This window comes from Nocardia gipuzkoensis (assembly GCF_021183645.1).
Classification (GTDB): Bacteria; Actinomycetota; Actinomycetes; order Mycobacteriales; family Mycobacteriaceae; genus Nocardia; species Nocardia abscessus.
In genome coordinates this window covers 7708055-7730913 of the sequence record NZ_CP089225.1, presented here as the reverse complement: position 1 = coordinate 7730913, position 22859 = coordinate 7708055, and the positions used below count along the sequence as shown (strand labels likewise).

General features: G+C 68.5%; 23 protein-coding genes and 1 pseudogene. 10 read left to right on the top strand and 14 right to left on the bottom strand.

Annotation, left to right across the window (positions count from 1 at the left end; genetic code table 11):
* The first annotated feature begins 3 nt into the window (after positions 1–3).
* Positions 4–480 (top strand): HAD-IIIC family phosphatase, encoded by a 477-nt coding sequence (locus LTT66_RS35160; protein WP_181723558.1) that lies wholly within the window; start codon positions 4–6, stop codon positions 478–480.
* Positions 481–636: 156 nt separating this feature from the next.
* Entirely contained in the window at positions 637–1602 is a 966-nt protein-coding gene (locus tag LTT66_RS35155; protein WP_233062775.1) for an AraC family transcriptional regulator, read from the top strand.
* 16 nt (positions 1603–1618) lie between these two features.
* Here LTT66_RS35155 and LTT66_RS35150 read toward each other — a convergent pair whose 3' ends face one another.
* The gene (locus LTT66_RS35150; RefSeq protein WP_233062774.1) at positions 1619–2497 is read right to left on the bottom strand and encodes a sigma-70 family RNA polymerase sigma factor; all 879 of its coding nucleotides are present in this window, start codon (positions 2495–2497) and stop codon (positions 1619–1621) included.
* A gap of 102 nt (positions 2498–2599) precedes the next feature.
* Here LTT66_RS35150 and LTT66_RS35145 point away from each other — a divergent pair, with 102 nt between their 5' ends.
* Positions 2600–2947: a DoxX family protein gene (locus LTT66_RS35145; RefSeq protein WP_195152118.1), complete on the top strand. Its 348-nt coding sequence runs from the start codon at positions 2600–2602 to the stop codon at positions 2945–2947.
* A 186-nt stretch (positions 2948–3133) separates the two neighbouring features.
* Here the strand turns inward: LTT66_RS35145 and LTT66_RS35140 are convergent, their stop codons facing one another.
* From LTT66_RS35140 to LTT66_RS35110, 7 genes are all read right to left on the bottom strand, one after another.
* Complete coding sequence (locus LTT66_RS35140) at positions 3134–4699, bottom strand: GMC family oxidoreductase (protein WP_456299742.1); 1566 nt, start codon at positions 4697–4699, stop codon at positions 3134–3136.
* Positions 4700–4825: 126 nt separating this feature from the next.
* A complete protein-coding gene (locus LTT66_RS35135) occupies positions 4826–5404 on the bottom strand; it encodes a TetR/AcrR family transcriptional regulator (RefSeq protein WP_181723563.1) in 579 nt (192 codons plus the stop codon).
* 33 nt (positions 5405–5437) lie between these two features.
* A complete protein-coding gene (locus LTT66_RS35130) occupies positions 5438–6907 on the bottom strand; it encodes an FAD-dependent oxidoreductase (RefSeq protein WP_233062772.1) in 1470 nt (489 codons plus the stop codon).
* Between the two features lie 14 nt (positions 6908–6921).
* Entirely contained in the window at positions 6922–7326 is a 405-nt protein-coding gene (locus tag LTT66_RS35125) for a carboxymuconolactone decarboxylase family protein (protein WP_181723565.1), read from the bottom strand.
* Complete coding sequence (locus LTT66_RS35120) at positions 7323–8201, bottom strand: NAD(P)-dependent oxidoreductase (RefSeq protein ID WP_233062771.1); 879 nt, start codon at positions 8199–8201, stop codon at positions 7323–7325. Before LTT66_RS35120 ends, LTT66_RS35125 begins: the two co-directional genes overlap by 4 nt.
* Entirely contained in the window at positions 8198–8950 is a 753-nt protein-coding gene (locus LTT66_RS35115; protein WP_181723567.1) for an SDR family oxidoreductase, read from the bottom strand. Before LTT66_RS35115 ends, LTT66_RS35120 begins: the two co-directional genes overlap by 4 nt.
* A 41-nt stretch (positions 8951–8991) precedes the next feature.
* The gene (locus LTT66_RS35110) at positions 8992–10461 is read right to left on the bottom strand and encodes an aldehyde dehydrogenase (protein ID WP_233062770.1); all 1470 of its coding nucleotides are present in this window, start codon (positions 10459–10461) and stop codon (positions 8992–8994) included.
* 334 nt (positions 10462–10795) lie between these two features.
* Here LTT66_RS35110 and LTT66_RS35105 point away from each other — a divergent pair.
* The 5 genes and pseudogenes from LTT66_RS35105 to LTT66_RS35085 all read left to right on the top strand — a co-directional run.
* Positions 10796–10969: pseudogene (locus LTT66_RS35105) on the top strand (cytochrome P450); the annotation flags it as partial.
* On the top strand, positions 10969–11775 hold the full coding sequence (locus LTT66_RS35100; RefSeq protein WP_233062769.1) for an SDR family oxidoreductase: 807 nt from the start codon (positions 10969–10971) through the stop codon (positions 11773–11775). The pseudogene LTT66_RS35105 and the gene LTT66_RS35100, both read left to right, overlap by 1 nt.
* A gap of 13 nt (positions 11776–11788) precedes the next feature.
* Positions 11789–11986, top strand: a complete 198-nt coding sequence (locus LTT66_RS35095; protein WP_233062768.1) for a ferredoxin — start codon at positions 11789–11791, stop codon at positions 11984–11986.
* Between the two features lie 139 nt (positions 11987–12125).
* Positions 12126–13718 carry a succinic semialdehyde dehydrogenase gene (locus LTT66_RS35090; RefSeq protein ID WP_233062767.1) on the top strand — a complete coding sequence of 531 codons (1593 nt, stop codon included), beginning with the start codon at positions 12126–12128 and terminating at the stop codon, positions 13716–13718.
* A gap of 95 nt (positions 13719–13813) precedes the next feature.
* Positions 13814–14299 (top strand): glutathione peroxidase, encoded by a 486-nt coding sequence (locus LTT66_RS35085; protein ID WP_233062766.1) that lies wholly within the window; start codon positions 13814–13816, stop codon positions 14297–14299.
* Between the two features lie 263 nt (positions 14300–14562).
* Here the strand turns inward: LTT66_RS35085 and LTT66_RS35080 are convergent, their stop codons facing one another.
* Together LTT66_RS35080 and LTT66_RS35075 are read right to left on the bottom strand one after the other, a co-directional pair.
* Entirely contained in the window at positions 14563–14766 is a 204-nt protein-coding gene (locus tag LTT66_RS35080; RefSeq protein ID WP_233062765.1) for a hypothetical protein, read from the bottom strand.
* 230 nt (positions 14767–14996) lie between these two features.
* On the bottom strand, positions 14997–15200 hold the full coding sequence (locus LTT66_RS35075; RefSeq protein WP_233062764.1) for a hypothetical protein: 204 nt from the start codon (positions 15198–15200) through the stop codon (positions 14997–14999).
* Between the two features lie 467 nt (positions 15201–15667).
* Here LTT66_RS35075 and LTT66_RS35070 point away from each other — a divergent pair, with 467 nt between their 5' ends.
* Both LTT66_RS35070 and LTT66_RS35065 read left to right on the top strand, forming a co-directional pair.
* The gene (locus LTT66_RS35070; RefSeq protein WP_233062763.1) at positions 15668–17029 is read left to right on the top strand and encodes a DUF1062 domain-containing protein; all 1362 of its coding nucleotides are present in this window, start codon (positions 15668–15670) and stop codon (positions 17027–17029) included.
* Positions 17013–17612, top strand: a complete 600-nt coding sequence (locus LTT66_RS35065) for a 2'-5' RNA ligase family protein (protein WP_233062762.1) — start codon at positions 17013–17015, stop codon at positions 17610–17612. Before LTT66_RS35070 ends, LTT66_RS35065 begins: the two co-directional genes overlap by 17 nt.
* 183 nt (positions 17613–17795) lie before the next feature.
* Here the strand turns inward: LTT66_RS35065 and LTT66_RS35060 are convergent, their stop codons facing one another.
* From LTT66_RS35060 to LTT66_RS35045, 4 genes are all read right to left on the bottom strand, one after another.
* A complete protein-coding gene (locus tag LTT66_RS35060) occupies positions 17796–19160 on the bottom strand; it encodes an NtaA/DmoA family FMN-dependent monooxygenase (protein ID WP_233062761.1) in 1365 nt (454 codons plus the stop codon).
* A 19-nt stretch (positions 19161–19179) separates the two neighbouring features.
* A complete protein-coding gene (locus tag LTT66_RS35055; RefSeq protein WP_233062760.1) occupies positions 19180–20226 on the bottom strand; it encodes an LLM class flavin-dependent oxidoreductase in 1047 nt (348 codons plus the stop codon).
* A 158-nt stretch (positions 20227–20384) separates the two neighbouring features.
* Positions 20385–21836, bottom strand: coding sequence for an MFS transporter (locus LTT66_RS35050; RefSeq protein WP_233062759.1), 1452 nt, complete (start codon positions 21834–21836; stop codon positions 20385–20387).
* 134 nt (positions 21837–21970) lie between these two features.
* Positions 21971–22853, bottom strand: a protein-coding gene (locus LTT66_RS35045; protein WP_408638888.1) for an IS5 family transposase whose coding sequence is annotated in 2 segments (ribosomal slippage) — positions 21971–22477 and positions 22479–22853 — 882 coding nt in all. Because the reading frame shifts where the segments join, the coding sequence is not laid out codon by codon here.
* Between the last annotated feature and the right edge of the window lie 6 nt (positions 22854–22859).

Here is a 22859-nt window from a genome sequence, read left to right as displayed (position 1 = left end):
GCGATGAGACCGGCTCTGAGATGTCTTGTCTGGGAACTGGACAACACTTTGTGGGACGGCGTCGTGTGCGACGCGACCGCGGGCGCATTGCGGCCCGCCGCGCTGCGCACCTTGCGTGTGCTCAGCGAGCGCGGGATCTGGCATGCCGTCGCCAGCCGCGGTGAGCGGGAGTGGACGCTGGACAAGCTGTACCGTTACGGCGTCTACGAGATGTTCTCGGCCGTCGAGATCGGCTGGGGCCCGAAGTCTTCGGCGATCATGCGGATCGGGCGCACGCTCGGTCTCGGTCTCGACGCCATCGGTTTCATCGATCACGAACCGGTGGAACGCGCCGAAGTGGCGCGCGCGCTGCCCGTCGTGCGCTGTTACGCCGCCCGCAATGCCGACGTGCTGCCGGTACTGCCCGATTTCCGCCCCGTGGTGCGAACCGGGCCCGCGCCCACGCCCCCGCTCGGTTTCGCCAGGGTGCCCGCGCGCTGAAACGCGCACGGTACTCCCGTTGCCCAACCCGGGGAATCGAGCGGCGAGCAGGAAGCGGACGGAGGCTTCCCAGCAGCGCATGGATCGCGGCGCGAGCCATATCGTGTTGGTGGACAATACGATATCGGAGAAATCGGGCGGCGATAGGTTGTCAGCATGCAGTGCTATGGCGTGACCGCGGGCGATTCCGCGTCGTGGACCACGATCGCCAACAGCTTCGTTCCGATGGACTACCGGTACGGCGATCCCGACCGGTGGTATTCGGGACTCACGGTCCAGGAATCGGCCGTCTACCGGTTGCTGCGCTGGGAGCAGCGCGGAACCAGCACCTCATACCGCACGCGGACGAACATTCGCCGCGTCTCGTGCGACGACTTCTACTGGGTGGTCGTCCCCGAGCGGGGCGTGTACTCGGTGCGGTATCGCGACGAGGAGACGTCGGCGCAGCCCGATCAGGCCGCGGTGACCGCTCTGGACGACCTGTGCCAGATACACATCCCCCTGCTGTCGGCCTACGCGATCCAGCTGCCTCGCGCGGAACTCGACCACCGCGCGGGACCGCTGGCCGAGCGCGGCATGACGATCGACCTGAACTCCGGCCTCGGCCGGATCGCCCGGACCATGATCCGCAGCACCCACGCCGAGCAGTCGAACCTCTCCGATCACGAGTTCAACGCGGTCTGCGACCGGATCGCGGAGTTGCTGAGCATGATCTCCCTCGGCGACACCCATCCGCAGCGAGCCCACCACGCCCAGGTCGTCGCTCAGATCCGGCAGTATGTGCGAGCCAACGTCGGCCGCGGCGACGTGCGGCTGCCCGCGGTGGCGCACGCGCTGGGCTGGTCGCCCCGGCAGTTGCGCGTGGTCCTGCAACAGTCCGGCACCACCTACCGCGACGTGCGGCGGGACGAAGCGCTGCGCGCCGCACGCGATCTGCTCGAGGATCCCGGGCGGGCCGAGGACCCCATCCGGGAGCTGGCGGTCCGCGCCGGATTCACCCCCGCGTGGTTCTCCGCGGCGTTCAAGGCGCGCTTCGGTGAGACGCCCCGGGAATTCCGGCGGCGCAGGTCGGCGGAACGCGCCGAGCCGGGCGGTGCGCACCAGCCGGTACCGACGTCCTGAGCTGGCCGGATCGAAATCAATCGGGCAGCAAGGTGATCGAGAGTTCGGACAGCCTGGCCGGATCGGCGATGACTTGGTATCCGGCCACTCGGTCGCCGCGCACCGTGACCGCGAGCGCGAGCAGCAGCCTGCCGTGCGGCGCGACCACGATGCCTGGGTGACCATCCACCAGCGCGAGCGCCGCCACCTGCGAACGCTTGCGCAGCAGAACGGTTTCCGCGGCCACCGTCGACGCGCCGCGCACCGTCGTGGCCAGTCCCGGCGGGAGTGCGGCCGCATCGGCGGTCCGGACCACGCCGGGGGCGAGTACGGCCAGGAGCCCGTCGAGGTCGCCGGTGCGGGCCGCGCCCAGGAACGCGTCGACGACATGTCGCTGTGCGGTGAGTTCCGCGGTACCGGCGGCGTGGTCGCCGCGGACGCGTTGCCGGGCCCGGCTGGCCAGTTTCTTGGTGGTCGGCGTCGTGCGCCCGACGATCGGCCCGATCCGGTCGAACGGCACCGCGAACAAGTCGTGCAGGACGAACGCGACTCGTTCGTCGGGGCCGAGCCGGTCCAGCACCACCAGCAGTGCCCGGCCGACCGATTCGATGAGCATCGCCTCGCGTTCCGGCTCGTTCTCCTCGGCGCCGTCGTCGAGCCGGGTCGGGTCGTCGAGCGGTTCCTCGCGCCGCGCCGCCCTCGTGCGCAGCATGTCCAGGCAGATCCGGGACACGACGGTGGTCAGCCAGCCCGGCAGGTTCCGTACGCCCTCGATGTCGTGACGAGTCAGCCGCAGCCAGGTCTCCTGCACCGCGTCGTCGGCCTCGGCCGGTGAGCCGAGCATGCGGTAGGCGACCGCGTGCAGGTGGCCGCGCTGGGACTCGAATTCCCGCGCCAGCTCGTCGTCGGTGTGCATCGGTCACCTCTCCGCTTCGTGGTCCGTCATCGAGATGACGGATTCGACAGCGCCCAGGTGACCGAGGTGTGGGCCGGGCGCATCTGACAGAAGGGTATTCGTATGGACGTCGCCTACGTTGTCGCCACGGTGCTGGCGGCGGCGGCCGCCTTGCTCGCGGCAGGCATCGATGTGGTTCGCGCCGAGTGGGTGCGGACGAACATGCGGGACTGCGGGATTCCGGAGTCGTGGCTGACGCCACTGGCGGTCGTCAAGGCGGTCGGCGGGGCCGGGCTGCTGGTGGGGCTGGCGGTTGCGCCGATCGCAGTGGCCGCGGCGGCCGGGCTGGTCGTCTACTTCGTCGGGGCGGAGCTGACCCTGCTGCGGGCGCGGCAGTACGCGCATATCGGTTACCCGTTGCCATTCCTCGCGCTGGCAGCCGCCTCGCTGGGATTCGCCCTCGCGTCGTAAGGGTGCGAGCGGACTCCTACCGCTGCGCGTAGAGCAGGGATCGGCGTCCGGACCTCCGCTCAGGGCGCGGAGCCCGGGCGGCTCCGAGGCAGGTGTCGGTGAGCCCGGACGAAAGCAGGCACTCGTGCGGGCTACGACGCCGGTCGCGGTGTCGAGCGCGCCCCGGCCGTATCGGAGGGCCGACTCCTATCCCGAAAGGATGAACTCGGCCGCCTGCTCGCCGATGAACACCGCGGGCGCGTGCGTGTGGCCGCGGATGATGAGCGGCATCACCGAGGCATCGGCCACCCGGAGTCCTTGCACGCCACGCACTTCCAGCCGGGGCGTGACGACACTGGTGGCGTCGGTGCCCATGCGGCAGGTGCCGACCGGATGGTAGAGCGTGTGCGCGTAGGAGTTGAGCGTCAGTTCCAGCACGGCTTCCGGTTCCGCGGGCGCCTGCGGCGGGTAGATCAGCGGGCCGAGCACCGCCTGCATCGAGGGCTTGGCGGCGATGGCGGCGCACACGCGCAGCCCGGCCATGATCGCGGCGCGGTCGGCGCCCGCGCTGTCGGACAGGTAGCGCGGATCGATGACCGGCTTGGCGGACGGGTCCGGGCCGGACAGGGCGATCCGTCCCCGGCTCTGCGGGCGCAGCAGCACCGTCGCCAGGATGACGCCGTGTTCGGTCGGGTCCTGGAGCCCCTCGTAGTAGAACGGCGCGGGCGCGAAGACCAGCTCCAGATCGGGGAACTCCAGGTCCGGCCTGCTGCGCACGAACCCGTAGGCCTCACCGACGTTCGAGGTGAGCATGCCGCGGTGCCGGAGCAGGTAGGCCAGCAGCTGGCGCGGCTTCTCGGCGCCGAACAGCGAGTCGCCCGCGACGCCGTAGCCGAGGCCCGCGACCAGATGGTCCTGCAGATTCGCCCCCACCTCCGGCGCGTGGTGGCGCACCTCGATGCCGTGGCGGGCCAGTTCGTCCCGGTCGCCGATGCCCGAGAGCATCAGCAGTTGCGGGCTGTTGATCGCACCGCCGCACAGCACGACCTCGCGCCGCGCGGTCACCGTGTGCGTGCCACCGCCTCGGCGGTATTCCACGCCGACGGCACGCGTGCCGTCGAACAGCACCCGGGTGGCCAGCGCTTCGCTGCGCACCGTGAGGTTCGGCCTGCGCAGGGCGGGCCGCAAGTAGGCGTCGGCGGTGCTCCAGCGGCGACCCGCACGCTGGGTCACCATGGTCTCGCTGAACCCGTCCGGCTGCGGCCGGTTCGGCGGCTCGACCTGGTAGCCCGCCTCCTCGACCGCGGCCAGGTAGGCGGCGGTGAGGCCGCGTGGGCTGCGCTGCCGGGAAACGTGCAGCGGACCCTCGGTGCCTTCGTCGGGGTACTGGGCGTTCTCCACGCGCTCGATGCGACGGAACTGCTCGACGGCCGCGGCGAAGCCCCACTCCGGACCCGCCAGCAGCGCCCACTCGTCGTAGTCCGCCCGGAACCCGCGCACCCACATCATGGCGTTCATCGAGGACGAGCCGCCGAACATCTTGCCGCGCGGCCAGTAGATCTCGCGGTTCTTCAGTTCCGGCTGCGGCTGGGTGAGGTAGTCCCAGTCCACCTCGGAGCGGAAGAGTTTCGCGAACCCGGCGGGAATGTGCGCGAACTTGTTCTTGTCCGGCGGGCCCGCTTCCAGCAGCGCCACCGTGGTGCCCGGATCGGCGCTGAGCCGCTCGGCCACCACCGCGCCCGCCGATCCGGAGCCGACGACGACGTAGTCCACGGAAAGCTCACCAGGTTGCACTTTTCCCACTCCGATCTGCACCGACTACGGCAAAGATACGAGCAAGCGCGTGCCGCGTGGCCCGGTTTCGGGTAACCGGCACGAAGTCGTCCGGCATCGTCCGAGCTACCGCAGGATCAGCAGCGCGGAGGTCTCGATGCGATCGGCGATCTCGGAGTAGGACCCGTAGCCCATGCCCGCGCGCACCAGCGCGCCCGCGTACAGCAATTCCAGCGATTCGACCACGTCCGGGTCGGGCTCCGGAGCGAGGGCGCGGATGATGCGCTTGCGGATCTCGGCCCCGATCCGGTTGCGCAGATGCTCCACGTCGGGGTCGCGGCCGAGCAGGGCGCTGGTGACCGCGCCGGAGAGCTCCTGCTCGTCGGCCACCAGCATCGCGATGTTCCGCAGTTCGGCGAGGACCCGTACCGTCGGGTCCTGGTCCTCGCTGACCGGCGACGGCGACGCCACCAGCCGCCGCCAGAAGATCTCCGCGACCAAGTGCTCCTTGGAGGAGAAGTACGTGTACGCCGTGGCCGTCCCGACCCCGGCCGCCGCGGCGACCATCCGGATGGTCATGCCCGCGAAACCTTCCCGCGCAAGCACTTCCACCGCCGAGCGGGTCAGCTTGTCGACCGTGTCGGCCTGTTTACCGGAGAGTCTGCGGCGGGTCGCCTCGAGAATGACGGAATCGGGTTCGGACATGTGTCTGGATTCTACTAGGTGGGTCGGAGCGGTTCAGTTCTTGGCCGCCGCGATGCCGGCCCGGCGCCCGTAGAAGCTGCCGTCGCCCAGCGACGCGCCGCTGACGTAGCCGCCCGCGCACAGACCGGAGGTGCACCGTCCGGCCGCGAACAGCCCCGGGATCGGCTCGCCGGAGACGTGCAGCACCCGGGAATCGAGGTCGGTGCGCAGACCGCCGAGGGTGAAACCCGCGGTGAAGCCGCGCATGTCGAACGCCGCCACCGGTCCGCGCAACGGGCGCACCCATTCCGGCTTCTTGCCCAGCAACGGGTCCGCGCCGTCGGCGGCGTGCAGGTTGTAGCACTCCACGGTGGCCTGCAACGCCTGGCCGGGCAGGCCCATCTCGGCTTCCAGTTCGGCGATCGTCTCCGCCACCCAGGTCGGAGGCTGGCGGAAGAACGGGGTGGAGGTCTCGGTCGTCAGCGCCTCCTCGTAGGCCGCCTCATCGATCACCAGATACGCCTGGTTGTCCTGCTGGATCAGCGTCGCCTGCCCGATCCGGCCGGGGTAGGTGTCCTCCGGGATGTAGCGCTGGCCGCGCCCGTTGACCAGAATGCCGCGCGCCAGCAGCTGCGGGTCTCCGAAGAACGCCACCTCGGTCGCGTCCATGTGCGCCAGCTCCGCGCCGAGCGCCTGCGCCAGCCGGATGCCGATGCCGTCGTGCTCCTCGATCGCGGCGGCGGGCCTGCCGATCAGCCGCGGCGCGTAGCCTTCGATCATCTCCTTGTGATAGGCGAAGCTGCCGGTGGCCAGTACGACGCCGCGCTCGGCGCGGATGGCGATCTGCTTGCCGTAGCGGCGGGCCAGCACGCCGACGACGCGATCGTCGTCGTCCACGATCAGCCGCGCGATCCGCATGTCGTATTCGGCGCGGACGCCCAGTGCTTCCGCGGTGTCGGCCAGCGGCTTCATCAGCATGTAGCCGCCGCCCTTCTCCCCGGTGCGCTTGTCGGCCATCTGCGGAACATGGCCGCGCGGAGCGGGTTCGGCGATCGTGTTGAAGGGCGCGGCGTTCTCGCCGCCGGAGTACATCAGTCCCTCGTCGTGCGGCGGTTCCCAGCCGGGCTCGCCCCAGAATGCCTCGCGGAACGGCACACCGCAGGAGATCAGCCAGTGGAAGTGCTCGACGCTGCCGCGGCAGTAGTCGGCGATCTTCGCCTTGTCCACGCCGGGACCGAGCGCCGCGAGCAGGAAGGTCTCCATGTTCTCCGGTGTGTCCTGGAAGCCGAGGGCCTGCTGCAGCGGTGTGCCGCCGCCGAGGTAGATGAATCCGCCCGCCAGGGCGGCGGCGCCACCCCAGCCGCCGGTGCGCTCGAGGACCAGCACGTCCGCACCCGCGCGGGCGGCTTCGATGGCGGCGCAGACCCCGGCGATGCCGTATCCGGCGATGACCACGTCGGCCCGGTGGTCCCAGGTCTCGACTCGGCTTGCGCGCAAAGGGCGAATGGTGGTGGCGTCAGACATCGTCAACGGATCCTTCACTGTTCGGCGGGCGCGGACTGCGCGCGGGCGGCCTTCTTCTGCTGCGCCACAATCGTGCCCACCAGCAGGTCGAGTTTGGTGCCGTTCGGCCAACCCACGTAGTAGCACAGGAACACCGCGATCTCGTGCAGCTGTTCTTCGGTGAGTTCGCCGTTGCGCAGTGCGGCCCCGATCTGGATGCCCGCGGTGTCGATGGCGCCCTGCGCCGCCAGCGCCCCGAGCAGCAGCAGTCGGCGGTCTCGGATGGTGAGGCCGGGCCGCGACCAGATCTCGGCGAACAGGTGGTCAGAGGTCAGCGCGAAGTGGGGGCCGGGGTAGTCCTGGAACTCCGTGCCGTACACCTCGGCCATCTTGGCCAGACCGCGCTGCCGCACTGTGTCGCCGGAACCGTTGTCGCTCATGATGATTGCCTTTCCGATGCGGAGGTGCCCGTCCCGACGCCGAGGCCGGGGCCGAGCCGGTCGAGGGCCGATTGGGCCAGTGGCAGCGCGGTGCCGAGCCGTTCACCCAGTTCCAGGGCGAGACTCAGGTCTTTCTCGCCGAGGTCGCGCACGTGCCGCAGGATCGGCAGCCAGAAGTCGCCGTCCTGGATCGGGGCGGTGCTGTCGCGCAGCATGATGGCGCCGGGCCCGCCGGTGACCGCGTCGGAGTGCCGCACCACCTTGCCGAGCGCGGTGAGGTCGAGACCGGCCGCCTCGGCCAGGCGCTGCGCCTCGGTGGCCGCGGTGAAGGAGACGAAGTGCAGCAGGTTGCGGGCCAGTTTCATGCGCGTGCCCGCGCCGATCGGCCCGGCGTGCACGATCAGATCGGCGAAGCAGCCGAACGGTTCGCGCACCTGCTCGAAGGCCGCCTCGCTGCCGCCGACCATGACCGCGAGCGCGCCGCGTGTCGCGCCGGCCGCGCCGCCGCTGATGGGCGCGTCCACCAGGTCGACGCCACGGCCGGCGCAGACAGCGCCGAGTTCTTCGGCGGTGCGATCACTGATGGTGGAGTGCACGGCGATCACGGTGCCCGGCGCGGCGGTCCGCAAGACCCCTTCCGGACCGGTGATCACCTCGCGGACCTGGGCGTCGTTCACCACGGTGATCGAGATGACCGCGGCCTGTCCGGCCAGTTCGGCGGCCGAGGCGACGACCTCGGCCCCGGCCGCCAGAAACGGCTCGACCGCTTCGGCCCGCATGTCGCACACCGCCAGCCCGCCCGGCCATTCCAGTAGGCGCTTGGCCATCGGCGCGCCCATGTTGCCGAGGCCGAGGAAACCGATGCGGGCGCTCATGACCGCACGATCTGTCCGCCGTCGACGTTGAAGATCTGCCCGGTGACCCAGCTCGCCTCATCCGACAGCAGGTACAGGCAGGCGCCGACCAAGTCTTGCGGGGTGCCCATCCGCTTGAGCGGCAGGCGTTTGACGATGTCGTCGACGATCACGTCGGGGGTGACCGTTTTGGTGGCGTCGGTGTCGATCGGACCGGGCGCGATGGCGTTGACGCGGATGTTCGACCCGCCGAGTTCGAAGGCCAGTTGCTGGGTGAGCCCGTTGATGCCGACCTTCGCCAGGCCGTAGAAGCTGGAGTACAGCCACGCGGCCGTGGAGGACTGGTTGACGATCGATCCGCTGCCGCGCTTGGACATGTGCGGCCAGACGGCGCGGGTCATCGTGAGCGCGCCGTCCATATTCACGCTCATGAACTTCTTGTAGTAGTCCCACGGCACGGTCAGCAGCAGGTTCAGCTTCATCTCGCCGTAGATGGCGGCGTTGTTCACCAGGTGGTCGATGCCGCCGAACTCGGCGACGGTGAAATCGGCCAGCTCGGTGGCGGATTCGGGGTCGGACACGTCGACCTGACCGAACACCGCGGTGCCGCCGTCGGCGACGATCTTCTCGACGACCGCCGCGCCGCCCTCGGCGTTCTTGTCGGCGACGACGACGTTCGCGCCCTCGGCGGCCAGCGCCTGCGCGTAGGCCGCGCCGATGCCTTGGGCGGCGCCGGTGACGATGGCGGATCTTCCCGTGAAACGGGCCATGAGGTTCAGCTCCTCTGTGTTGTCGTTGTCCCGCGGCGGAATCAGGCCGGGGAGGCGATGACTTTGGTCTCGAGGTATTCCTCGAATCCGGCGACGCCCATTTCGCGGCCGAGGCCGGATTGCTTGTAGCCGCCGAACGGGACGTCGGCGGAGTACCAGACGCCGCCGTTGACGCTCAGCGTCCCGGTGCGCACGCCTTCGGTGACGCGCCGGATGCGCTCGGGGTCGGTTCCCCACACCGAACCGGAGAGGCCGTAGGGGGAGTCGTTGGCGATGCGGACGGCGTCCTCGTCACCGTCGTGCGGGATGATCACCAGCACCGGGCCGAAGATCTCCTCGCGGGCGACCGTCGCGCTGTTGGGAACGTCCGCGATCAGGGTCGGTTCGACGAAGAACCCGCGCTCGTGCTGGGCAGGCCTGCCGCCGCCGACCACGATCCGCCCGCCTTCCGTGCGCGCGATGTCGAGATAACGTTCGACCCTGGCGCGCTGCCGTTCGGAGATCAGCGGCCCGCAGATGGTGCGCGGGTCGGCGGGATCGCCCGGCCTGATCCCGCCCAGGGTGGCCGCGGCCGCCTGCACCGCTTGGTCGTAGGCGGCCCGGGGGACCAGCAGACGGGTGGACAGAGCGCATCCTTGTCCGGCGTGCACGCACACCGAGAACGCCGCCACCGAGCAGGCCGCGGCGATGTCGGCGTCGTCGAGCACGATGAACGCCGATTTCCCGCCCAGTTCGAGAAATGCCTTCTTCAGCGTCGCGGCCGCGCCCGTCATGACGGCGCGGCCGGTGGCGGTGGACCCGGTGAAACTGATCATGTCGACGCGCGGGTCCGCGGTGAGCCGGGCGCCGAGCGTGTGGTCGGCGGAGGTCACGATGTTCACGACGCCGGCCGGGATATCGGTCTCCTCGGCGATGATGGCGCCGACCGCCGCCGCGCACCACGGGGTGTCGGGAGCGGGTTTGAGCACGACGGTGTTCCCCGCGGCGAGCGCCGGGCCGAGCTTGGCGAAATTGATCTGATGTGGGAAGTTCCAGGGCGTGATCGCCCCGACCACGCCGATCGGCTCGCGCCGCAGCAGGCGGCGCGTCTTGATGCCCATCGGCTCGGCCACGCCCAGATCGGTTTCCCAGTCGTAGGTTTCGGCCAGCCCGGCCGAGTAGCCGAGGTCGGCCACGGGGCCTTCCAGCTGCGGGCCGCCGGTGAGCATCCGCGGGGCGCCGACCTCGGCGATGGTGATCTCGCGCAGCTCCTCGACGTGCGATTGCAGCGCGGTGCGCAACTGCTCGAGGCAGCGGGCGCGGAAGGCGTGATCGCGCGACCAGTTCGTCTCGTCGAACGCGGTGCGCGCGGCGTCGACGGCCGCGTCGAGATCGGCCGCGTTCGCGTCGGCGGCGAGACCGAGGACCTCCTCGGTCGCGGGATTCACCGTCGCGAAGACACCGTCGGCGCCCTCGACCTGCTTGCCGCCGATCAGCAGGCGGGACCCGTCGGCGGGCACAAGGCTGCTCATGGATTACTCCGATACTGTCTGGACACCTGTACGGAATATAGTCTTGGGATGTGAGCGGTGGCAATAACAGGTTCTAACTCTGCCATTCTGGCCGAGGTGGTGTCCGGTAGTGCGACTGCCTGTGCGGCACCCTTCCGCATGTGGGTTCAGGTGGGTGAAATGGTTGGTAGCCCGGAAGCATTGTTCGGGAGCGACGTTGGGTGGTACTGTCCAGACACATGTCCAGCTATCTGTCTTCGCCTGAGTCTCAGCACTCTGCCGCGAGGCGGAACGTGTTATCGGTTTCGGAGGGTGGGCGATGACGGCTGCGGTGGAGCCGCTGGTGTCCGATCGGGGAGGGCACTTCTGCCCCGGCGCGCGCCTCGCCCGCCTGGAAGCGACCGTCGCCCTGCGTGAGTTCAGCTCGCGAGCGCGGACCTACGAAGTCCCGGAATCCGGAATCGCACCTGTTCACTCGTCCGATGTGGGTGGCTTCGCGCACCTACCCGTCACCGTGGAGACTCGATAATGCCAAGATTCACCCCTCATCCCGAGCGCAGGCCGGCGCTCGTCTCCGGCGCTTCCTCCGGAATCGGCGCGGCCACCGCTATGGCCCTGGCCGAACTCGGCCACCCCGTCGCGCTCGGCGCGCGTCGCGTCGATCAGTGCGCCGAGCTGGCGGACAAGATCAGCGCCAACGGCGGTGCGGCCTTCGCCCACCGCCTCGACGTCACCGAGCCGGACTCGGTCGACGAGTTCGTGCGCGCCGCCGAAGAAGCGCTCGGCCCCACCGAGATCCTGGTGTCCAGCGCGGGCGACATCGAATTCGGCCAAGCGCACGCGATGGATCCGGAACGGTTCGTGCGCCAGGTACAGGTCCATCTCGTCGGCGCGCAGCGTCTCGTGCACCGGGTGCTGCCCGGCATGCTGCGCAGGCAACGCGGCGACGTCGTGCTGATCAGCTCGGACTGCGCGCCGGAACCGCGTCCGCGCACCGGCGCCTACAGCGCCGCCAAGGCGGGCCTGGAAGCGATGGCAGCGCAGATGCGAATGGAGCTCGAGGGCAGCGGCATTCGCCTGTCGCTGGTCCGGCCCGGCCCGACGCTCACCGGCATGGGCATGGACACTACGCCCGAGATCGTCGGCCCGGTGCTGGAGGACTGGAAGGCCTGGGGCTTCGCCAGGCACCCGTTCATGCTGCGCGCGAGCGACCTGGCCGCCGCGGTGGTCGCGGTGGTGTCCACGCCGCGCGGCTCGCACTTGGTCCTGGTCGAGGTGCAACCCGAGGCGCCGGTGCGTCCGCTCGTGGACGACGCGGCACCGAACGACCGGTAAGGAAGTGGCGACGATGCGAGTGCTGGCCGATCTGGATCTGTGTCAGGGACACGCCGTATGCCAGGACGAGGCGCCCGAGGCGTTCCATGTGCCCAAGCGCGGCAAAGTGGAGATCCGCGCCGCCGCCGCGGACCCGCGGGCACAGGCCGACGTGCAGCGCGCCGTGCGCTACTGCCCGGCCCAGGCGCTGTCGATCGCCGCGGACGAGTGAGCCGAATTCCTGGCGCGCGCCGGGTAGGCAGGGCGTGCCGGGGCGAATACGATGAATCCAAAACCGGAACGTGTTCTAATTCAGTCGCACTGTCCGGCCCGGCACCTGCGGCGATGCCCGACGTCATGGAGAAGATCCGATGAGCACAGCACACACCGACAAGGCGAGGGGTACCCTGCCCGCCAGGATCACCGGGGAGCTGATCGAGCGGCTGACCGGCCTGGTCGCCGCCGACGGTAGCGCGGCGCCGTTCGAGATGATCGAGGTCTACAGCGGCGCGCCGGTCGGGGAACTGCCGCAGTCGACCCCGCAGGACGTCCTGACCGCGTGCGCCGCCGCCCGGACGGCGCAGACGGAGTGGGCCGCGCTGCCTTTGCGGCAGCGGCTGCGGGTGTTCGAGCGACTGCACGAGCTGATGCTCGGCGAAGTGGAGACCATCGCCGACCTCATCCAGGTCGGGTGCGGTAAGGCCCGTCGCATGGCCGTCGAGGAATCCTGCGACGTGCCCATGGTGATCAGCCACTACCTCAAAACCGCCCGCCGGGTGCTGCGGCCGAAGCGGCGGGGCGGCCCGATGCCGCTGCTGACCACCTCCACCGAGCAGCACCGTCCCAAGGGGCTCGTCGCGGTGATCGCGCCCTGGAATTTCCCCTTCGCCATCGCCCTGTCCGACGCCATGCCCGCGCTGATCGCGGGCAACGGCGTCGTGCTGAAGCCGGACAACAAGACCGCGCTGTGCGTGCTCTTCGGCGTCGAGCTGCTGCACCGTGCCGGGCTGCCGCGCGGTCTGGTCCAGGTGGTGTGCGGGGAAGGACCCGACATCGGACCGACCCTGATCGACAACGTCGACTTCGTCATGTTCACCGGCTCCACCGCCACCGGCCGGATCGTCGGCGAGCAGGCCGGCCGCAACCTCATCGGGTGCAGCCTGGAACTGGGCGGCAAGAATCCGATGATCGTGCTCGCCGACGCGAACCTGGACGAGGTGATCCCCGGCGCGGTGTTCGCGGCGTTCGCCAACTCGGGGCAGGCGTGCATGCACATCGAACGGATCTACGTGCACCGCTGCATCCACGACGAGTTCCTGCGCCGGTTGGTCGCCGCCGCGGCCGAATTGAACGGCAAGATCGGCGCCGCCTACGACTACACGCCGGAGTTCGGTTCCCTCGTGTCTCCGCAGCATCTGGAACGGGTCGCAGCCCACGTCGAGGACGCGCGGGCCAAAGGCGCCACGGTCCACGTCGGCGGGCAAGCGCGCCCCGACGTCGGCCCCGCGTTCTACGAGGCCACCGTGCTGACCGGTGTGACACCCGAGATGACCCACGCGACGCTGGAGACCTTCGGACCGGTCGTCAGCGTGTATCCGTTCGATGACGAGCAGGAGGCCGTGCGTCTGGCCAACGCCACCGACTACGGCTTGAACGCCAGTGTGTGGACCCGGGACTTCGCGCACGCCGAGCGGATCGCCGCCCAGCTGCAGGCGGGCAATATCAACATCAACGACGGTTTCGTCGCCACTTACGCCGCCAAAGGCACGCCGTCGGGCGGGGTGAAGCAGTCCGGGGTCGGTACCCGGCACGGCGACCAAGGCCTGCTGAAGTACACCGACACGGTGAACGTCGGTGTGCTCAAGAAGCAGGTGCTCGCCGCGCGGGCGGGTCAGCCCTACGACAAGCAGCTGAAGATGACGCTGACCTCACTGCGGCTGATGCGCCGAACCAGGTTGCGCTGAGCGCGGTTCCCTCGCCGCGCCTGCCACGGTCGCCGATCCGGTAGCGTGGCCGTCGGGGTGGATCCACGGAATCAAGAATGGGCAGGTCCATACGTATGAGCCTTCGAGAAGTTCCGCTACGCACGCTGTCCGGCGAGCCGACGACGCTGGCCGACCTGGTCGGCGACCGCGCCGTCCTGCTGGTCAACGTGGCCTCGAAATGCGGGCTGACGCCGCAATACTCCGGTCTGGTCGAACTGCACAAGTCCTTCGGGCCGCGCGGTTTCAGCGTGGTCGGCGTGCCGTGCAACCAGTTCATGGGCCAGGAGCCGGGCACCGCGGAAGAGATCGAGCAGTTCTGTTCCACCACCTACGGCGTCGATTTCCCCTTGCTGGAGAAGACCGACGTCAACGGCGACCAGCGCCACGCCCTCTACCAGAGCTTGGCGGAGACCCCCGACGCCGAGGGCGCGGCCGGCGACATCCAGTGGAACTTCGAAAAGTTCCTGATCGACCGAGACGGCAAAGTCGCGGGCCGCTTCCGCCCGCGGACCACGCCCGAGGCGCCGGAATTGATCGCGGCGATCGAAGCCGTGCTCTGAATTCTTCGCAGAAGGCCGGAGCCGTCGTCCACTCGGGACGGCGGCTCCGTTCGCGTTCCTTCCGCCGTTCGCGCGGTACTCCTACGCCACCAGTCCGTTCGGAAGCCTCGAGAAGTGCATGTTCGGCAGAGTCGCGGGAAGGACTGGGCGGTATGAGCGTCGCGGCCAACTCCGGTCACCCACCAAGCCTGAGAGCCACAAGGTCCTGGCTCGCTGCCATCTCTGCCCGGAGCCACAGAGCCCAGACGACCGACGCCGTCAACTCAGTCGCAGTCCTCGATCAGCAGCACGTAGGCCACTTCGAGATGCACGATGCACTCGTCCGGGCGGTGAAACCGATGGATGCGCCGAAGCTCGCGAGCGCGTTCAACAGTGAGTTCCAGTAGATGCGCATGGCACATGAACTCAGCCAGTATGCCGTCTGCTCGGACAAACACCCTGTCCGGCAGGGGATCCGAGGAAGTCACGACGACCCTCCCGCCTGTCGTCTCACCATCCTCGGCTCTACCACCCCATACCTGCAGGAACGGTCCCGCATCCGGCAGCGGCTGATCGGGTCGCGGCTCGGCAGCGGGAACCATAAGGCCAGCGGCACATTCGGGGTGACCTCGAAAACGAAATGCTTCGACCGCTGAGAATCAGACGGCATGGATAGGGTGTCCTTTCGATCTCGGGTCCTGATGGCGAGCTGAGTGGCTCAGTCCCACAGCCCGGCGCAGGGCAGCGGCGGCAGATCGGCACGGACGTCGTCATCGACGGTGACCACCAGCTCCGGGAAGCATCGCGTCAGTGCGTCGGCAACGTTCTGCGCTTGCTCGGCACTGGCTCGGTAGTCCAGGCTGAGCGCGTCGGATTCGATGTGGATGTGCCGAATACGCTGGGACGGGCGGAGGGGCCGCACAGCTGTCACCGGGGCTTGCCGGTGGAAGGGACAATTCGGCCTGCCGCGATCAGAGCATGGAGCGCGGCAGCCTTCCGCGGGCATTTCTCGGCGCGACAGACAACATGGAACTGCATCACTGCGTGCGCTTGATCAATGGCGAAAGGCCGCTCGGGGGCCTGATGAGTTTCAGGCATGGTCATAGTGGCGAGCTGGTGGACAGCGAGGGTCGCGTAGGGCATTGGGGGAGCACCTTCCCGGCAAAGTGACGGAGGCAGAACGCGGTCCCCGGCGCCAAGGGCTTTCGCCACCCACTCCGGCTCACCGGGGCGGATGCGCCGCCCGAGAGATGCGGCGTCGGCTCGGTGCCGGGGACCGGTTCAACCGTGCCCGTCGGCCGTTGGCACGCGCGACCGTGTAATAGTCGGGTACCGTTGGTCCAACGTGCGCATTTACCCAGCTCAGGCGGCAAATCGTAAGGTATGGCAATGGTCAGAGGGCGGGCATGGACGGGCTTCGAGGCGGTGGCACTGCAAGAAGCCATGAGGCGATCGGTTCGAGACTTCGCCGCCTTGCTAGGACTGGAGACGACGACCGTCAACAACTGGCGGACGGGCCTCAGTTCAGTCAGGCCGCGTTCGAATACACAGACCATTCTGGACATCACGCTCGACCAGCGAGCAACCACAGAAGACCGGGCACGGTTCGAGCAAATCGTGGCTGAAGGGGAGTCTGAATGGAGGGCGCGGCACCAGCCGCCAGCCCGCCGGTCAACGCATGCAAGTGCTGTGCCTGTCGATGACGAGACGATCAGTACGTCACGCACAGACGACAGTGAAGCGAACGAGCCGCCACATCCCGATCGGGGGATTAGGGAAGAGCTGATCACGGTACTCGCTCGTGTCCACAAGCTCAGCCGCTCAATCGATCCCGAGATTCTTCAGCAGCTGCAGACCAGTACGCGGCAGACCATCGCGCAGTACGAAACGATTGATCCCGCCAAATTTGTTCCGGCCCTCCAGAAGCAGCGTGTCTGGCTTGATGAACTCATTGACGAGTGTGGTCATCCGAGACAGCGAGGTCGACTGTTCGAGATCGCGAGTGAGACCTCGGGACTCCTCGGCTACATCGCAGTCGGGACCGGCAACTTTTCGCTCGCCCGCGCCTATTGCTTGGAGTCCTTCCAGCTCGGCGAGTATGCACAGGACAAAAACCTCGTAGCATGGGCACGCGGCCTGCAAAGTTTCTGCGAGTACTATGCGGGACAGTACGATGAGGCGCTGCGCTACGCACAAGACGGCCTTGCGCATGCTGGTTACGGGCCGCAGCGCGCCCGCCTTGCCATCAATGGTGTCGCACGGGCGATGGGAAAGCTTGGTGATGTTGAGGGCGTACACCACGCGGTTGATCAGGCATACGAACGCTTGTCGCACAACGGAGAACCGGCGGTCGTTCCGTCCAGTATCTCGCTCGAAGGTTACAGCCCGGCGCAGGTGGCCGGGAACGCGGCCACCTCGTATCTCTCCTTGGCAATGCCAGAGAAGGTCGAACAGTATGCGGCGCTAGCTCTGCCCGAGATGAACCAAACAAACTCCCCCTGGGGTCGTTCGCTGGTGATGATCGACCTGGCGCGCTCACATGTCCTAACCAAAGATGCCGACTTGGATGCCGCCACAAGCATCATGCTCGATGCCCTCGGAGTGTCACCGGGCAAGCCTATGATGCAAGTCCGACGTCGGGTCTCGGAATTTGTGCAGGATGCCACGGCCAGGTGGGGAGACACGTTACAACTGCGTGCTGTACGAGAGGCGCTAGCGAACATTAAGAGCATTGATGAGCAAGATGAGTAATGCGAACGATAAACGGCGCGATCGTCGCGCTGGGCCACTGGGCTACTACTGGTTCATCACTTTTGAACATGCTTCGGACCTTCACGCGCTGACCGAAGAGTGCCAGCAAGCGATAGACGCAACGTGCTTCTATCCGGTCTCCTCGGATCGTCTGCATCTAACACTGGACCGAATCGCATATGACGGTGAAAGTGCACGAGAGCAGCTCGATTCAATCGTCACCGCTGCTCGGCGCGCTTGCCGAGATCAAATGCCCTTCACCATGACGATTGAGCAACCCAGCAATCTTCGCGGCGCAATAGGGTTCAAGGTATCGCCCGCCGAGCGTGTGCGAAACCTTCGCGATGTGCTGCGTTCGGCCACCTTATCCGTCTTGCCTGAAGCGCCAGTAAAAGAGTCGGTATCCGATCCTCATGTGACAATTGCCTATCCGGCCTTCGCCAGGGCTGCTGATGCTGTCGAAATAAGTACTGCCATCCCCCGAGCGGATGTATCGGTCACGGAGGCGGCGATGGTGTTACTTGAACGCCGCGAGTTCTCTTACTCATGGGACGTGTATGCACGCATCTCACTAGCTGGATGATCGTGAATTTTTACCATCGCCGAGTGGCTATGCTCGGCATGGAATACGTCAAACGGATGGGGCCTGGCAGCTGTCCGAGGCTGCGATGGGCGGCTGACGTAGATGGCCGTGCCGTTTGGCCGTACGGAGACCGTGAGCGCTGGGTTGTGGCCCGATTAGCAGGTGGCTACTGTCGCCCTCCGCTCAGGCCCGCCGGGTGAGTGGCTCGCGCAATCCGAGGTGCTCGCGCAGCGTGGGTCCGGTGTACTCGGTTCGGTACACGCCGCGCTCCTGGAGTTCGGGGACCAGCCAGTCGACGATCTCGTCCAGGCCGGTCGGGACCAGGTAAGGGGAGATGTTGAAACCGTCGGTGGCGCCGTGGCGGACCCAGCGGGCCAGTTCGTCGGCGACCTGGGTGGGCGTGCCTGCGAAGCCGGAGCGTTCGGTGGAGGCGATCACCACTTCCCGCAGCGAGAGGTTCTCCGCTTCTGCCCTGGCCCGCCATTCGCGGGCGATGGTCACCGGGTCCTGTCCGGAACGGGGTGCGCCCCTGGTCTCCGAGATCGGGCGTGGCTCGGGATCGTCGGCGGGCAGCGGGCCGTCGGGGTCGAGTCCGGACAGGTCACGGCCCCAGATCTGACCGGCCAGCGACAGGGCGGTCCGGCCGGTGTACTGGCCGGTCTTCACCCAGCGCACCTTCTCCTCGACCTCGGATTCCTTCTCCGCGAGGATGATCTGTGTGCCGGGCAGGATCCGGATGTCGTCTTCCGGGCGGCCCGCCGCGCGCAGGCGGGCACGGATATCGGTGGCGAAGGCCAGCGCGTCGTCGAAATGCGTTCCGTGCCGGGAGAAGATGACATCGGCGTGCGCCGCGGCGAAATCGCGGCCTGCCGGGGAGTCGCCCGCCTGGAAGATCACCGGATGCCCTTGGGTGCTGCGCGGCAGCGTGGGGGTGATCGTCACGTCGAAGTGTGCGCCCGTGCGTACGACCGGATGGATCGCCTCCGGACGCGCCCATGAGGGGCTCTGCTGCGAGGCCGCGACCGCGCCGTCGTCCCAGGCATCCCAGATTGCCCGCACCGTCGCGACGAATTCCGCGGCGCGTTCGTAGCGCAGTGCGTGGTCGAGGAATCCGCCGCGCCGGAAATTCGCACCGGTCCACGCGTTGTCGGTGGTGACCGCGTTCCAACCCGCGCGACCGCCGGACAGCAGGTCCAGGCCGCTGAGTTTGCGCGCCAGATCGGCGGGCTCGTTGTAGGTGGTGTTCTGGGTGGCGACCAAGCCGATGTGCCGGGTGATGCCCGCCAGCGCGGCGAGCTGGGTGATCGCGTCGGGGCGGCCCGCGATGTCCAGTTCCAGGATGACGCCGTCCTGTTCGCGCAGCCGCAGGCCCTCGCCGAGGAAGAACGCGTCGAACAGGCCGCGCTCGGCGGTCTGCGCGACCCGGCGGAAGGTCTCGAAATCGATCTGCGAGCCGCTGGACGGGTCCGACCAGATCGTGGTGTGGTTCACGCCCTGGAAGAAGACGCCGAAATGGACCTGGGCGTCGGGGCGCGGGAAGTCGGTCACGGAAACGATCTCCTGACGATCAGCGCGTGGTCGCGTAGCGGTTGGCGGGGCGGGGCAGGCCGAGGTCGGCGCGCAACGTCGAACCGGGAATCGGACGGTGCGCGACCCCGGTGCGCAACAAGGCGGGCAGCACCTCGCGCGCGAGCACGGGCAGGTCCGCATCGATCACGGCGAGATGCAGCCGAACCCCATCGAGGTGGGCACTGAGCTCGGTCAGCAGATCGGTCAACTCCTCGGCCGGGCCGGAGAACGCCAATCGGCCACGGGAACCGGAAGTGGCTTCGAAGCGCTCCGCGGCAGGCACGCCGGAAACATCCAGGGTGACTTCGACTTCGGCGAAGACCAGCGCATCCCCGGCCGAGCGCGCCGCGGCCCCCGCCTCGGCGGCCGTCGCAACGGAATCGGCCGCGACGAACCGGACGTCGACCTCGCCTTCGGTACCGAACACCACGGGCTGGCCCTGCGGCGGGCGCGGCACGATCGCCGGTCCCTTCACCGAGAAGGTCTCGCCCTGAAAGTCGATGTAGTGCAGCTTGTTCCGGTCCAGGAATCGGCCGCTGGAGTAGTCGCGGATCACCGCGTCGTCCTCCCAGGAGTCCCACAGCCGACGGGCCACCTCGATCGAATCGCGTTGCTCACGCGCCAGACCGGCGTCTCCCGCTACCGGCTGACGGCCCCAGGCCGCGGCGGCGCGCGAATCGTCGACGCGCTCGGCGATCCATCCGGCCCGCCCGCGCGAGGCGTAGTCCAGCGACGCCACCTGCGATGCCGTGTGGAACGGCTCGGCGTAGGTGGTGGCGACCGTGGGGACCAGGCCGATCGTGCTGGTCGTGGCCGCCACGAAGGATGCCCGGGTCACCGCGTCGATGCGTCCCGGTATCTCCTGGTCCGGCAGGATCGAGTCGGCGAACGTGGCCAGGGTGAACCCGGCGTTCTCGGCGGCGGTCACCCGCTCGCGCACGGTGTCGGCGGTGAGCAGGCGATCCGGTGCGTGCGCGGCCCGCCGCCACGCCTCGGGGTGGAACCCCTCCCCGTCGAGTTCTACACCGAGCGCGAAAACGCCCATCCGACACCTTCTTTCGTCCCGCGAACCATGGCGCCGCCGCCGTAAGCGGTGGCCCGAGCCGGGCACGATCCGGCTCGGGCCACCGACGGCGCACCCCCTGCGAGCATGCGCGGCGGAGGCAGGCGGGCACATGGTTTGCGTCGTGCTGATTCGAACGCCTACCGCGCCGCGCGGGCCGCGAAGGCCGCGGCGAGCAGGACCGTGACGCCTTCGGCGATCGCCGTGCCGCCGAGCGCATGCGCCGCGCTGGTCACCGTGCCGCCCGCGAGGCCGAGGAACAGCGATCCGAAGGTGGCGATCCCGACCACGATGCCCAGTTGCACGTTGGTCACCAGGATGCCGCTCGCGTCCGCGGCCAGAGTCATCGGCACCTTGGCCAGCGTGCGAGTCATGAGCGGACTGAACGCGATGCCGTTGCCCGCGCCGCACAGGCCGAGCAGGGTCAGGGCGAGCGGTCCGACCTCGGCGCCGTCGCGCAGCAGCACACCGAGGGCGACCATGCTCACCGCGCCGAGGACCAGCCCGAGCGGGATCATTCTCGCGTGGAAGCGATCCGGGATGCGCTCCCAGTTCAGGCTGGCCACGGCGAAGGCCACGCCGAGCGGGACGAACAGCAGACCCGCGTGCAGGGCGCTGTAGCCGAGCGTGCTCTGCAAATGAATCGCCATGACGAACATCCAGCCGCCGAAGGTCGCCATGGTCACGAACAGCGCGACGGCGGCGGGCACCAAGCCCGGTGCGGTCAGCACCGGCCGAGCGAAGAGCGGTTCGCCGCCTCGGCGCGCGACGATCCGCTCGATGGTGACGAACAGTGCGAAGCCGAACACGCTGGCGCTCAACGCGATCCACGACCACAGCGGCCACTCCAGTTCCCGTCCGAGCACCAGGGGCAACACCAGTAGCAGCACCGAGGCGGTGAGCGTGGCCAGCCCGGGCAGGTCGAGCTTGCGCTCGAGACGCTGGGTCGAGGACGGCAGAATGCGCGGTGCCGCGACCAGCAGTGCGATGCCGATCGGCACGTTCACCAGGAACACGCCGCGCCAACCGCTGCCGAACAGGTCGGCGTTGACGATCAGGCCGCCGAGCACCTGTCCGGCGACCATGCCACCGGAGATGATGGCCGAGTAGACGCTCAGCGCCCGCGCGCGGGCCGCGCCGGTGAAGGTGCGCTGGATGAGCGTCATGATCTGCGGCACCATGGCCGCCGCGCCGACACCCTGGGCGAACCGGAAGACGATCAGCGAGGTCTCGTTCCAGGCCAGCCCGCAGGCGAGCGAGGCGAGGGTGAACAGCGCCAGTCCGGCGATGAACGCGCGGCGCTGGGTGAACCGGTCGCCGAGCCGGGCGCCGGTGACCAGCAGGACGGCGTAGGCGATGACGTAACCGGCGACGATCAGCTGCAGGGCCGCGCCGGTGGTGTGCAGCGAGCCGCGGATCGAGGGAATGGCCACGTTGACGATGGAGGAGTCGAGTACCGCCATGAACTGGCCGGTGAGGATGACCGCGAGCAGGGCGAGTGAACGCCGCGCTCCCAGCGCGGCGGGTGGTGCGGCCGGAGCGGCGGCGGGCGTCGTTGCCGCCGCGGCGCCCGGCGATATGGTCTGTGTCATGCTCCGAGCTTGCGGTGCGGCGGGCACCGGTAACAGGAGCCCGCTGACACTGGTACCGGCAGCACCCGGCTGAGCCCTGCGACAACGGAATGACCTGAAGCTGCGCCGCCTGCTGTAGGAGCTAGGAAGTGTCCTCAAAGCCATATGAGCAGGGTGGCCAGGTCGAGCATGCCGCGGTAAGAGGTTGCGGTTTTGTCGTATCGGGTGGCGATGGCCCGATATTGCTTGAGCCGGTTGAAGCAACGCTCGACCACGTTGCGGCGCCGGTAAGCGACCGGGTCGAAACTCGGCGGGCGACCACCAGCCGGGCCGCGACGACGGCGGTGGGCCTGCTGATCGGCACGTTCGGGAATCGTCGCAGCGATCCCGCGTCTGCGCAGATGCTCCCGGATCGCTCGTGAAGAGTAGCCCTTGTCGGCCAGCACCCGACGTGGCCGTGTCCACGGCCGGCCCCGCCCGGGGCGTGGCATACGGATACCGGCCAGCACTCGAGTGAACACGGTGCAGTCGTTGACATTGCCGCCGGTCAGCACGACCGGCAACGGCCGCCCCAGCCCGTCACAGGCCAGGTGGATCTTCGTCGTCGGTCCACCACGGGAACGGCCGATCGCGTGGTCAGCGGGCTCGTCGCCTGCCTCGGGGTAGAACCCGGTCTCCGCCGGTATGGACCACCCGACCGCGGCGGGCACCGGCGGCGTGCTGATGCGCGCGCACGATCGTCGAGTCCACCGACACCTCCCGATCCAGCTCGGCGACCGCTTCGGCGACCACCCGAACCCGCGCCACCAGCAGCGCCAAGGTCCCGTTGCGCGACCACCGCCAGAACCGGTTGTAGACGGTCTTCCACGGCCCGTACCGCTGCGGCAGGTCCCGCCAAGCGATCCCGGTCTTGGCCTTGTACAACATGCCGTTGACAACCCGCCGATCATCCACCCTGGGGCGGCCCTTAGCCCCCGACACCGGCAGCAACCCCGCCACGACCTGCCACTGCTCATCAGTCAACTCATGCCTGCGCACCACAAC